Source organism: Stenotrophomonas sp. 86156_Sma, assembly GCF_056481625.1.
Genome location: NZ_CM151157.1, coordinates 580,881 through 593,316, shown reverse-complemented (window position 1 = coordinate 593,316; position 12,436 = coordinate 580,881). Strand labels below are relative to the sequence as shown.

At 66.3% G+C, this 12,436-nt stretch carries 11 protein-coding genes; 4 read left to right on the top strand and 7 right to left on the bottom strand.

Translation table 11 applies throughout. The features are described 5' to 3' along the window. Positions 1–41: 41 nt before the first annotated feature. The 4 genes from ACZK33_RS02680 to ACZK33_RS02665 form a co-directional block, all read right to left on the bottom strand. Complete coding sequence (locus ACZK33_RS02680; RefSeq protein ID WP_032127973.1) at positions 42–1,412, bottom strand: pyridoxal-phosphate dependent enzyme; 1,371 nt, start codon at positions 1,410–1,412, stop codon at positions 42–44. A gap of 300 nt (positions 1,413–1,712) precedes the next feature. Further along, positions 1,713–1,949 carry an HP1242/YdcH family protein gene (locus ACZK33_RS02675; RefSeq protein WP_004154075.1) on the bottom strand — a complete coding sequence of 79 codons (237 nt, stop codon included), beginning with the start codon at positions 1,947–1,949 and terminating at the stop codon, positions 1,713–1,715. Positions 1,950–2,273: 324 nt separating this feature from the next. After that, complete coding sequence (locus ACZK33_RS02670; protein ID WP_107432729.1) at positions 2,274–3,158, bottom strand: OmpA family protein; 885 nt, start codon at positions 3,156–3,158, stop codon at positions 2,274–2,276. Beyond that, entirely contained in the window at positions 3,155–3,520 is a 366-nt protein-coding gene (locus ACZK33_RS02665; RefSeq protein ID WP_049398394.1) for a DUF4398 domain-containing protein, read from the bottom strand. The genes ACZK33_RS02670 and ACZK33_RS02665 overlap by 4 nt, the downstream gene beginning before the upstream one ends. A 121-nt stretch (positions 3,521–3,641) precedes the next feature. On the opposite strand from ACZK33_RS02665, the gene ACZK33_RS02660 reads away from it, so the two are divergent. The 3 genes from ACZK33_RS02660 to ACZK33_RS02650 all read left to right on the top strand — a co-directional run bounded on the left by ACZK33_RS02660 (position 3,642) and on the right by ACZK33_RS02650 (position 7,618). Then, complete coding sequence (locus tag ACZK33_RS02660; protein WP_032127971.1) at positions 3,642–4,769, top strand: PilT/PilU family type 4a pilus ATPase; 1,128 nt, start codon at positions 3,642–3,644, stop codon at positions 4,767–4,769. Between the two features lie 130 nt (positions 4,770–4,899). Next, positions 4,900–6,177 (top strand): putative DNA modification/repair radical SAM protein, encoded by a 1,278-nt coding sequence (locus ACZK33_RS02655; RefSeq protein ID WP_423174465.1) that lies wholly within the window; start codon positions 4,900–4,902, stop codon positions 6,175–6,177. Beyond that, positions 6,158–7,618 (top strand): UdgX family uracil-DNA binding protein, encoded by a 1,461-nt coding sequence (locus tag ACZK33_RS02650; protein ID WP_423174464.1) that lies wholly within the window; start codon positions 6,158–6,160, stop codon positions 7,616–7,618. Before ACZK33_RS02655 ends, ACZK33_RS02650 begins: the two co-directional genes overlap by 20 nt. Before the next feature lie 45 nt (positions 7,619–7,663). Here ACZK33_RS02650 and maiA read toward each other — a convergent pair whose 3' ends face one another. Together maiA and ACZK33_RS02640 are read right to left on the bottom strand one after the other, a co-directional pair. Beyond that, positions 7,664–8,332, bottom strand: coding sequence for a maleylacetoacetate isomerase (gene maiA / locus ACZK33_RS02645; RefSeq protein WP_423174463.1), 669 nt, complete (start codon positions 8,330–8,332; stop codon positions 7,664–7,666). A 14-nt stretch (positions 8,333–8,346) separates the two neighbouring features. Continuing rightward, positions 8,347–9,336, bottom strand: coding sequence for a fumarylacetoacetate hydrolase family protein (locus tag ACZK33_RS02640; protein WP_032127967.1), 990 nt, complete (start codon positions 9,334–9,336; stop codon positions 8,347–8,349). A gap of 1,108 nt (positions 9,337–10,444) precedes the next feature. Between ACZK33_RS02640 and ACZK33_RS02635 the strand changes: the two genes are divergently transcribed. Continuing rightward, positions 10,445–11,860: a DEAD/DEAH box helicase gene (locus ACZK33_RS02635; protein ID WP_049424867.1), complete on the top strand. Its 1,416-nt coding sequence runs from the start codon at positions 10,445–10,447 to the stop codon at positions 11,858–11,860. A 231-nt stretch (positions 11,861–12,091) separates the two neighbouring features. Here the strand turns inward: ACZK33_RS02635 and ACZK33_RS02630 are convergent, their stop codons facing one another. Next, positions 12,092–12,244 (bottom strand): hypothetical protein, encoded by a 153-nt coding sequence (locus ACZK33_RS02630; RefSeq protein WP_423174461.1) that lies wholly within the window; start codon positions 12,242–12,244, stop codon positions 12,092–12,094. Positions 12,245–12,436: the final 192 nt, after the last annotated feature.

Genomic DNA, 12,436 nt, shown 5'->3' with positions numbered 1-12,436 from the left:
GATAAACCAGGATTCAGCAGTGAACGTCGGCGATCAGCGGCTTACTGCACGCGACGGCGCAGATAGTTCAGCAGATCGATACGGGTGATCAGGCCCAGGAAAGTGTCGCCGTCCATCACGATCGCCACCTGGCCGCGGTCGAACACCGGCAGCAGCGCCTCGATCGGGGACTTCACGTCCAGCCGGTCCAGCTTGCTGACCATCGCGGTGGCGACGGTGTCGCGGAAGCGTGCCTCATCGCCATACACGTGCAGCAGCACGTCGCTTTCGTCGACGATGCCGACCAGCTGCTCGCCGTCCATCACCGGCAGCTGCGACACGTCGTACAGCTTCATGCGCTGGTAGGCAGTGGTCAGCAGGTCGTTCGGACCGATCACCACGGTGTCGCGCTGGCCGTAAGGGCGCAGGATCAGGTCGCGCAGGTCGCCGTGCTGCGGGCGCTGCAGGAAACCGTTGTCCAGCATCCAGTAGTCGTTGTACATCTTCGACAGGTACTTGTTGCCGGTATCCGGCACCAGCACCAGCACCTTCTTCGGCGTGGTCTGCTCCTTGCAGTACTTCAGGCCGGCGGCCAGCAGGGTGCCGGTGGACGAGCCACCCAGGATGCCTTCCTTGCCCAGCAGTTCGCGTGCGGTGTGGAAGCTCTCGGCATCGCTGATGGCATAAGCCTTCTTGACGCGGCTGAAATCGGAGATCGACGGCAGGAAGTCCTCGCCGATGCCTTCCACCAGCCAGCTGCCCGACTTGTCGTTCAGATTGCCGTCGTTGATGTACTCGGCCAGGATCGAGCCGACCGGGTCGGCCAGCACCAGCTCGGTCTTCGGCGACAGCTTGGCGAAGGCGCGCGACAGGCCGGTCATGGTGCCGGAGCTGCCGCAGCCGAACACGATGGCATCGAGGTCGCCGCCCATCTGTTCGAGGATTTCCGGGCCGGTACCGAATTCATGCGCGGCCGGATTGTCCGGGTTGCCGAACTGGTTGATGAAGTAGGCGCCCGGGGTCTGCTCGGCGATGGTCTTGGCCAGGTCCTGGTAGTACTCCGGATGGCCCTTGGCCACGTCCGAGCGCGTCAGGCGCACTTCGGCGCCCATCGCCTTCAGATTGAAGATCTTTTCCCGGCTCATCTTGTCGGGAACGACCAGAATGAGCTTATAGCCCTTCTGCTGGGCCACCAGCGCCAGGCCCAGGCCGGTGTTGCCAGCCGTGCCCTCGACCAGGGTGGCACCGGGCTTCAGGTCGCCGCGCTTTTCCGCCGCCTCGATCATCGACAGGCCGATGCGATCCTTGATCGATCCGCCCGGGTTGGCGCTCTCCAACTTCAGGTAGAGCTCGCAGACGCCGGTGTCCAGGCGCTGGGCCTTGACGATCGGGGTCTGGCCGATGAGTTCGAGGACGGAAGAATGGATGGGCATTCGGAGGACTTTCGGTTCGCGCCGCACAGGGCCGGACCGATGATTATCCGACGGATGGCGATGAAAGTCAGGTCGGCAGGGCCGCAGCCCGTCCACCGTAAAAAAGAGATGCGGACGGCCCCGGATCGACGAGGAGACCGGTACCGCCCGCATCGGTGAGTTGTGCCTGCAGGCCAAGGCACCACGGCCTGTGGTGCCTTGGCGCGGCCGCCTCATCGGCGGTGCCGCGATGCCGGGGCAGGAGCGCCCGGCGGGGCCATCGATGGCCGGGTCACGCCGTTCCGGGCGTGACGGGGTGCGTCAAAGCGTGGGGGACGTCATTGGGAGCGGTGTTTCGTACATTCGCAGAAGTCGTTGCTTGGCCAGCAGCTTCTCGCGCTTCATGCGACCCAGGGTGACATCATCGATCGGGAGTACACCCAACTCCGCGTCCATGCACTTCTTGTTCAACTTGCGGTGCTGGTCATGGAGTGCCCTGAACTCCGGATCACGCGCGCGACGGGCGTCGATCTCGCTCTGGGGCTGATCTTCAAACATGATGGACCTCCTTCGACAGATACACGAACGCCCCGGCCGCAAGGCACGGGGCGTTGTTCATGGAGGAGCGCCGGTCGATGGCCACCTGGACGCCTGCAACGACCTGCGGCACTGGCCTGCGCACGTCGATCTGCTGCGGTTCGCGCCCTGTTTGCATCGGCCCGGCCCTCCCATCGTCCGGTCCGCGGCATTGCGTCCCGGACGATTGACCCTACGCCTGCTCAAGGCGGGGTACAAGACCCCTGCGGCAAAAAGACCGAACCCCGCCGGGGCGGGGTTCAGGCTGAATGCTCATCGCAACGAAAAACAAACAATATCAAGCAATTACGGGGCGATGATGACCTCGGCCGAGCGTGCCCGGGTGGACGCCGCCTTCTTGCCGCTGAGCTGGATCCGGTTGCTCGCGACACCTGCCGCGACCAGGGCATCGCGCAGGGCCTCGGCACGCTTCTGACCGACCCCGTTGGCGCTGTCATAGGCCTCGATGCGCAGGCGGCCCTTCTTGCCGATGTTCAGGTACTCGGCCAGCGCCTTGGCCTGGTTGCGGGCCCCACCGGACAGGCTGGAGGCGCCAGCGGCGAATGCGTCACCATTGAAGGTGAAGACCTCACCACGGCCATCGAACTTCGAGCCCGGCAGCTTCTGCCCGGATACCAGCTCGGCTTCCTCGCGGGCCAGCTTGGCGGCGTTCTGCTGGGCGGCGCTGAGGCGCTGCTGCTGCTTGCCGGCCACGCTGGTCAGAGCATTCTCGGCATCCTGGCGGGCCAAGGTCTCGGCCTCGGCGGCCTGACGCAGGCGCTCAGCCTCCTCGGCCTGCATCTGCGCCTGCATGCGCAGCTGCTCGGCTTCCTGGCGGGCACGGGCGGCATCACGGCGGCTGGCCTCGATCAGCAGGTCGCTGCGGGTACGCTCGAGACGGTCGACCTCACGCGCGGCCAATGCGGCACGCACGGCAGTCTCGGCAATCTCCACCCGGCGCTCGGCCAGGTAGGTGGCCAGCTCCTGGTCGCGGCGCTTGGCCTTGTCCAGGGTGGCGATGGCCTGCTGGGCCTGCATGCGCTCGAAGGCGCCCAGCTCAGCCGTGTCGGGATTGGCCTGGATGGCCATCAGACGCTGGCTCAGCTGCGCCACCATCGGGTTGTCGGCGGCCAGGGCCAGGGTCGGCAGCGTCAGCAGGGCAGCCAGGGTTGCGGCAGTCATCGGCTTCACCGGCGGTCCTCCCCGGTCGACAGCTGGCGCTGCAGCTGGTTGACCTCGTTGCGGCGCAGCTGCAGCTGCGCGGTGACGGTGGCTTCCTCGCTGCGGGCGCGGGCCAGGTCGGCATCGGCAGCGGCGCGCAGGGCGATCGCCGGGGCGTTCTTGCGCTCGCGGCGGTCGCCGGCAGCACGCTGGGCCTGTTCCAGCCCCTGCCGGGCCAGCCCGATCAGGTCCGGGGCGTACTGGTCGGCGTCGGCCTGGGTGGCCTTGTCGACCGCCTGCCGGGCCTGGGCCAGTTCCAGTGCGCCGTCCTGCGCCCAGGCGGGGGCAGACAGTGCGAATGCAAACGCCATCACATACAGGCCATGGCGCATTCGTGCGAAGCTAAGTCGTTTCATTGGGGAGGCCGTACCGGTTGTCGGTTCACGGCCATTGTCGTCAAGCCGACACCGTGCTGGCAACGGGCGTCGGCCGTTTCGTTGGGGAAAATTCGCAATGGATATCGGCTACTTCCTGAAGCTGATGACCGAAAAGAACGCTTCGGACATGTTCCTGACCACCGGAGCACCGGTCTACATCAAGATCGAGGGGAAGCTTTATCCGCTGGGCAACACCGGCCTGCCGCCGGGCATGGTCAAGAAGATCGCCTACTCGCTGATGGACGAAGGCCAGGTGCCGCAGTTCGAGCGCGAGCTGGAGCTCAACATGGCCATCGCCCTGCCCGATGCCGGGCGCTTCCGCGTCAACGTGTTCAAGCAGCGCGGCGAAGTGGGCATGGTCATCCGCGCCATCCGCAGCCGCATCCCGAGCATCGAGGAGCTGAACCTGCCGCAGGTGCTGAAGGACGTCATCATGACCCCGCGCGGGCTGGTGCTGGTGGTGGGGTCCACCGGTTCCGGCAAGTCCACCTCGCTGGCGTCGATGATCGACCACCGCAACAGCACCACCACCGGTCACATCCTCACCATCGAGGACCCGATCGAGTACCTGCACAAGCACAAGATGTCGATCGTCAACCAGCGCGAGGTCGGGCTGGACACCCATGCCTTCCACAACGCGCTGAAGAACGCGATGCGTGAAGCGCCGGACGTGATCCTGATCGGCGAAATCCTGGATGCGGAAACGATGGAGGCGGCGATCGCCTTCGCCGAAACCGGCCACCTGTGCCTGGCCACCCTGCACTCCAACAACGCCGACCAGACCATCGAGCGCATCCTCAACTTCTTCCCGGAAAGCGCGCACAAGAACGTGCTGATGAACCTGGCGCTGAACCTGCGTGCGGTGATCAGCCAGCGCCTGGTAAAGAACAAGGAGGGCCGTCGCCTGCCGGCCACCGAGGTGCTGATCAACACGCCGATGATCCGTGACCTGCTGCGTCGCGGCCAGGTGCACGAGATCAAGGCGGCGATGGAAGGCTCGCTGGAGGAAGGCATGGAGAGTTTCGACCAGTGCCTGTTCCGTCTGGCCAAGGCCGGCATCATCGAGCAGGAGGAAGCGCTGCGCGCGGCCGACTCGCGCGATGGCCTGGCCCTGAAGTTCCGCCTGTCCGAAGGCAGCAGCGGCGAGCACGACCCGTATGCGGATTTCTCGGCCGGGCAGCCAAGCATCACCCACGGCTTCTGACCGCACGAAAAAGGGGACGGAGGGGATTAAGTCGTAAGTGCATTTACGACTTAATCCCCTCCGTCCCCTTTTTCTGAAGAATTCAGGGGCGGTCTCATCCAATGAGACCCCTCATCCGTAGGTTTCCTCAATGGAAACCATCCGCAAGCTGGCCATTCTGGCCGATGCCGCCAAGTACGATGCCTCCTGCGCCTCCAGCGGCTCGGGCAAGCGCGATTCGCGCGTCAGTGGCGGTATCGGCAGCACCGAGGGCATGGGCATCTGTCACAGCTACACGCCCGATGGCCGCTGCGTTTCGTTGCTGAAGATCCTGCTGACCAACTTCTGCATCTACGAGTGCGCCTATTGCGTGAACCGCGTCTCCAGCAACGTGCCCCGCGCACGTTTCAGCGTGGACGAGGTGGTCACACTCACCCTGGACTTCTACAAGCGCAACTACATCGAGGGCCTGTTCCTGTCCAGCGGCATCATCCGCAATGCGGACTACACCATGGAACAGATGGTGGAAGTGGCCCGGCAGCTGCGCGAAGAACACCGCTACGCCGGCTACATCCACCTCAAGACCATTCCCGAGGCCTCGCCGGAGCTGCTGGCCAGTGCCGGGCGCTATGCCGACCGCCTGTCCATCAACGTGGAACTGCCGACCGAAGCCGGCCTGAGCGCCTTGGCGCCGGAGAAGACGGTGCATTCGATACGCGGCGCGATGGGCGAACTACGCTGGCGCATCGAGGAAGCCAAGGAGGCGCGCAAAGCCCCCACAGCGATGGCACCGAGGGCCAGCCGCAGTCCACGCCCTCCCCGTTTCGCACCCGCCGGGCAGAGCACGCAGATGATCGTCGGCGCGGACGGGGCCAACGACCAACAGATCCTGGCCAGCGCCGATGCGCTGTACGGCAACTACCGCATGCGCCGGGTGTACTACTCCGCGTTCAGCCCGATTCCGGACGCCAGCCGGCAGCTGCCACTGCAACCGCCTCCGCTGCAGCGCGAACATCGCCTCTACCAGGCCGACTGGTTGCTGCGCTTCTACGGTTACGGCGTGGATGAGATTACCGATACCACCCAGGACGGCATGCTCGACCTGGATATCGACCCGAAAATGGCTTGGGCGATCCGTCACCCCGAGCGCTTTCCTGTGGATCTCAACCGTGCGCCGAAGGAAATGCTGCTTCGCGTACCCGGGCTGGGCGTGCGCAACGTGAAACGGGTGCTGATGGCACGCCGCCACGGTCGCCTGCGGGTTGCCGATGTAGCACGCCTGAAGGCACCGATGAGCAAACTGCTTCCGTTTGTGCAGCTGGCTGACCACCATCCACGCAAATCGCTGGACGATCCGGCGGCGCTGCGCGCGCAGTTGGCCCCACCGCCTCGTCAGGGATCGCTGTTTGATGCACCGCCCGCCGCCTGACGCGCAGCGCTGGTCGCTGCGGGTGGACCCGCAGTGGTCGCTGCAGGCCTGGCGCGATGCTGCGCGCGAAGCGTTGCTGCGAGGCGTGGCCCCGCCTCAGCTGGACTGGCTGGAAGGGAGCGAAACGTCGTTGCTGGATGCGCCGGCCGTGCAGCGGGCGCCGATGCTGGCTGATGCCAGTGCACCCAACGTGCCCCGCGATTTCCTGGAACTGGCGGCCACCTGCCTGTGCCATCGCGACCCCCAGCGACTGGCCGTGCTGTATCGCCTGCTGTGGCGCATCGTCCATGGCGAGCGTTCGGTGCTGAGCAACCCCGCCGACGCCGATGTCCTGCGCGCAACGGCGCTCGCCCAGGCCGTCCGCCGTGACACGCACAAGATGAAGGCATTCGTGCGCTTCCGCGAGGTGCCTGGCCAGCCTGATGCGTTCATCGCCTGGTTTGAGCCACAGCACCACATTGTCGACCGGGTCGCGCCCTTCTTCGCGCGCCGCTTCACCGGCATGCGCTGGGCGATCCTCACGCCTTCGCGCAGCGTCGCATGGGATGGGCAGGCGCTTGCTTTCGGCCCCGGCGCACGGCGCGAGGATGCCCCGGCCGAGGATGCGCGCGAATCACTGTGGCAGACCTACTACGCCAACATCTTCAATCCGGCGCGACTCAATACACGCATGATGATGCAGGAGATGCCGGCAAAGTACTGGCGCCACCTGCCGGAGGCCCAGCTGCTGCCACGCCTGGTGCGCGATGCGGCCGACCGCGTGCAGGAAATGCATGACCGTCCCGCGCAGGCACCGCAGCGCAGGATCCCCCTGCGTGCAGGTGTTGCGATGCCAGCAGCGGATGCCAGCAGTCTGGAGAATCTACGCGGACAGGCCAGCACCTGCCGCCAGTGCCCGCTGTGGGAGCAGTCCACGCAGACCGTGTTCGGACAGGGGCCTGCAGACGCCCGCATGATGCTGATCGGGGAACAACCTGGCGACACCGAGGATCTGCGCGGACGGCCGTTCATGGGTCCTGCCGGTCAGCTACTGGACCGTGCGCTGACCGAATTGGGAATCGATCGCGCGGCGCTGTACCTCACCAACGCCGTGAAGCACTTCCATCATGAACGGCGTGGCAAGGTGCGACTGCACAAGCGACCGGAAAGCCGGCACATCCAGGCCTGCCGCCCCTGGCTGATGGGTGAGATCGCGCGCGTGCGGCCGCAGGTGATCGTGTGCCTCGGCGCGACAGCGGCAGCCTCGGTGTTTGGTCGTGGGTTCGACCTCTCACGCGACCGCGGACGCTGGCACACCCTCGAGGACGGCACCCGCGGCTATGCCACGGTGCACCCGGCATGGGTATTGCGGCAGACCGACGATGCGCGCCGCGAGGATGCCTATCGGCTGTTCCGCGATGACCTGGCCCGATTGCAACAAAAAGGGGACGGAGGGGATTAAGTCGTAAGTGCACAAACGACTTAATCCCCTCCGTCCCCTCTACTTTCAGGCGGCGTCGCGCTGGTTTTCCGGGCGTGCGCGGTCGAAGGCGTCCAGTGCCTGGCAGGCAGCTTCGATACGGCGCAGGGTCGGGTACGGCGCCAGGTCCAGGCCGAAGCGATGCGCGTTGTACAGCTGCGGCAGCAGGCAGATATCGGCCAGCCCGGGGCGGTCGCCGTGGCAGAACGTGCCCGTCGCGCTGCTGTTGGCCAACATTGCCTCCATGGCAGCGAAGCCTTCGGCGATCCAGTGCAGGGTCCACTGCGTGCGGACATCGGCCGGCACCTGCAGGCTGCGCTCCAGATACTGCATCACCCGCAGGTTGTTGATCGGGTGGATGTCGCAGGCCACCAGCTGGGCCAGCGCGCGCACCCGCGCACGGCCGGCGGCATCGGCCGGTAGCAGCGGTACCTGCGGGAAGCGTTCTTCCAGGTATTCAAGGATCGCCAGCGACTGGGTCAGTGCATGCCCGTCATGCAGCAGAGTTGGCACCAGCTGCTGCGGATTGAGCGCGCGATAGGCGTCAAGGTGCTGCTCGCCACCGTCGCGCACCAGGTGCACCGGCCGGGCTTCCCAGGCCAGGCCCTTCAGCTCCAGGCCGATGCGCACGCGGTAGGCGGCGCTGGATCGCCAGTAGGTGTACAGCACGATGCCGTCGTCGACCGGGATCTCCATCGCCGCCTCCCTGCTCAGGGCCTGGTCGCCTGTTCGATGCGCTGCTCGATCGCACCGAAGATGCTGTTGCCGGCTGCATCGAGCATCTCGATGCGGACCACGTCGCCGAAGGACATGAACGGCGTGCTCGGCTTGCCGTCGCGCAGGGTTTCGACCACGCGCTGTTCGGCGAAGCACGAAGCCCCCTTGCTGGTGTCTTCGTTGGCGATGGTGCCCGAGCCAACAATGGTGCCGGCGCTGAGCGGACGGGTCTTGGCCGCATGCGCGACCAGCTGGGCGAAGTTGAACTGCATGTCCACGCCGGCTTCCGGCGCACCGAACCACTGGCCGTTGATGTGGGTCAGCAGCGGCAGGTGCACCTTGCTGTCCTGCCACGCGGCGCCCAGCTCGTCAGGGGTAACGAACACCGGCGACAGCGCCGAGCGCGGCTTGGACTGCAGGAAGCCGAAGCCCTTGGCCAGCTCGCCCGGAATCAGGTTGCGCAGCGAGACATCGTTGACCAGGCCGACCAGCTGGATATGGCCTGCGGCCTGTTCCGGGGTGGCGGCCATCGGCACGTCGTCGGTGATCACCACGATCTCTGCTTCCAGGTCGATGCCATAGTCCTCGCTGACCACCTTCACCGCGTCGCGCGGACCGTAGAAACCGGCGCTGGTCGCCTGGTACATCAGCGGGTCGGTGTAGAAGCTCTCCGGCACCTCGGCGCCACGGGCGCGGCGCACGCGCTCGACATGCGGCAGGTAGGCGCTGCCATCGACGAACTCATAGGCACGCGGCATCGGCGCGGCCAGCGCCTGCGGGTCCAGGTCGAACACGCCATCGGCGTCGCCCGCGTTGAGCGATTCGTACAGGGCGTTCAGGCGCGGCGCGATGTGGCTCCAGTCCTCCAGGGCCTGCTGCAGGGTGGCGGCAATGCCGGTGGCGCGCACGCCGTGGCGCAGGTCACGCGAGACGACGATCAGGGTGCCGTCGCGGCCGCCTTCCTTCAAAGAACCAAGCTTCATTGGTGGGTGTCCGGAGTCGTGGGCAAACAAGTTTCAAGTGTAATCAAATCTGCGTCGACGCCAAGCTGCAGCGCGGCATCGGCCCACCCTACCGTAGTGGGGGGTTCGGCAGGGTTGCACCCTGCACCTGCTTCAAGCCAGGGCAACGTCAACAGCAACAGCCGGCTCTGGGTTGTCTGTGAGCTGGGCGGGACGGTGTGGGTGGGCAGGACACGCCGTAAACCCCGCTCCGCGGTCCGGCCCAGCCGCTGGCGGCTGTGCGTTCGGGCGCTTGCGAAGCAGTGCTTCGCAAGCAAAGCGCCCTCACCCATGGGGGCTCGATGGCGCCATCCATGGCGCCAACGGTCCTGCCCACCCACACCGTCCCACCCCTGACAATTTCCCGATGACGGATCGAACATCCACATCATTCATCGTCGAAATCCGTCAGATATCGAAATTGATCGAATGAGATTCGACAGATCGCGGAAAACTCTCGAAGGCGGGGTGGGTCCGGTTGCGGGGGCGTGAGCCGCATGGGCCCGAGGCATGCCTCGGGCGGGTTGGGCAGGAGGCCCAACCCGGGTCTTGCCGTGTACGCAGGACAGCGCACACGAGCAAGCGGCGACCGAGCTTACATGGGTGAGGGCGCTTTGCTTGCGAAGCACCGCTTCGCAAGCGCCCGAACGCACAGCCGCCAGCGGCTGGGCCGGGCCCCGGAGGGGTACTTGCAGCGCCCCCCGCAACCGGACCCACCCCGCATCCCTCAGGAAACCGGCTTTTGACGTTGACGCTGACGTTGCTTCGGCCTCTGCGGGTGCAGGGCGCAGCCCTGCAGAGAGCCCCCTACCTGAACAGGCCTTTTTGCGTGAAGTCTCAAACATCGTTTAGACTTGCAGGGTCTGCAGCGGCCGTCCGTTTCCCTCCGGGACCGCCGGCGACCAGGGTCCGCCCTCTTCGCCCGCCCCCACTCCGACGCCGTTCGTCACGCATTCCAGCCTGCGCTCCGTGCCGGCTGCACCCAATTCTCGCAGCGCGGTTCACGGGAACGCTCCGAGTCAGCCGATCAGTTTGATCTGCCCCCGTCTGTCCGTTCGGACAGGCGTTTCTTGTACTTGGAGCAATCTCAATGTCTTTTGAATCGCTGGGCCTGGCGCCCTTCCTGCTGCGTGCGCTCGCCGAGCAGGGCTACGAAAACCCGACCCCGATCCAGCAGCAGGCGATCCCGCTGGCGCTGGCCGGTCGCGACCTGCTGGCCGGTGCACAGACCGGTACCGGCAAGACCGCTGCCTTTGGCCTGCCGCTGCTGCAGCACCTGGGCACCGCCTCGCAGGAAGTGCGCAGCGGCCCGCGCAAGCCGCGCGCGCTGATCCTGGCCCCGACCCGCGAGCTGGCCACTCAGGTGCATGACAGCCTGCGCGGCTACAGCAAGTACCTGCGCATCCCCAGCGCCTGCATCTACGGTGGCGTCGGCATGGGCAACCAGCTGGACATCCTGCGCCGTGGCGTGGACCTACTGGTGGCCTGCCCGGGCCGCCTGATCGACCACCTGGAGCGTCGCAGCATCGACCTGTCCGGCATTGAACTGCTGGTGCTGGACGAAGCCGACCGCATGCTCGACATGGGCTTCCTGCCGTCGATCAAGCGCATCCTGGCCAAGCTGCCGAAGCAGAACCGCCAGACCCTGCTGTTCTCGGCCACCTTCGAGGACAACATCCGCCAGCTGGCGCTGGAGTTCATGCGCAACCCGGAACAGATCCAGGTGACGCCGAAGAACACCGTGGCCGAAACCATCACCCACCGTGTGCACCCGGTCGATGCCGGTCGCAAGCGTGACCTGCTGCTGCACCTGCTGGCGCAGGACAGCCGCGAGCAGACCCTGGTGTTCGCCCGCACCAAGCACGGCAGCGACAAGCTGGCCACGTTCCTGGAAAAGTCGGGCATCAAGACCGCGGCGATCCACGGCAACAAGAGCCAGGGCCAGCGCCTGCGTGCGCTGGGCGACTTCAAGGCCGGCCGCGTGACCGTGCTGGTGGCCACCGACATCGCCGCGCGCGGCATCGACATCAACGAGCTGCCGAAGGTGATCAACTTCGACCTGCCGATGGTGGCCGAAGATTACGTGCACCGCATCGGCCGCACCGGCCGTAACGGCGCAACCGGCCAGGCGATCTCGCTGGTGGCGCAGGATGAAGTGAAGCTGCTGCGCGCGATCGTGCGCCTGCTGGGCCGCGACATGGACATCCGCGATGTGCCGGGCTTCGAGCTGCAGACGCCGATCCGCTGGGGCAACAGTGCGCCGGGCAAGGCCGAGCACGATACCGGCGAGCGCGCACCGCGCAAGAGCCACGCGCGCCGTCCGCACGGCGATGCGCCGCGCCATGCACATGCGGGCCCGAAGAAGGCCGGTGGTGGCCGTCGCGAGGGCGGTGGCAATGGCCAGCAGCGTGCAGGCGCCGGTCAGGGCCAGCGTCGTGGCGGTGGCGGCAATGGTGGCGGCCGTGGCCGCGGCCAGAGTGGCAACGGCGGCGGTCGCGCCGGCTGATCACAGCTGACAGCTGTTGTGCTTCCCGCTGCGCGGGAGGCTATCGGGGGACGGCGCTGACGCGCCGTCCTTTTTTGTTGCTGGCTACCGTGAGTAGAAGCCGGCGGTGCGTTGCGCTGAGGGCGGATGGGCGTGGGGCCAGCGCAAAACACGCCGTAAACCCATCCATGGGGGCTCGGTCGGCGCATCCATGCGCCTCACGGTTTTGCGCTGCCCCCACGCCCATCCGCTTCAAGCATTGCCCGCGCCTTCTTCTCCGGCCGGGTAGCCGGGCGAAGAAAGATCAAGATCAAGTTCAAGAGCAAGTGCTGATGCTTTTGCTTTTGCTTTTGCCCTTGCTCCCGCCTTGGGTTTGATGCGTCCGCGCCCGCAGGAAACTGTCATGGGAGGCAGGGGGCCTCAGCCAGGACCGTTGGCGCCATGGGCCCGAGGCATGCCTCGGGCGGGTTGGGCAGGACGCCCAACCCCGGCCTTGCCGTGTGCGCAGGACAGCGCACACGAGCAAGGCGCCATCGAGCCCCCAGGGACGGGTTTACGGCGTGTCCTGGCTGAGGCCCCCGGCCTCCCAAACCCAGC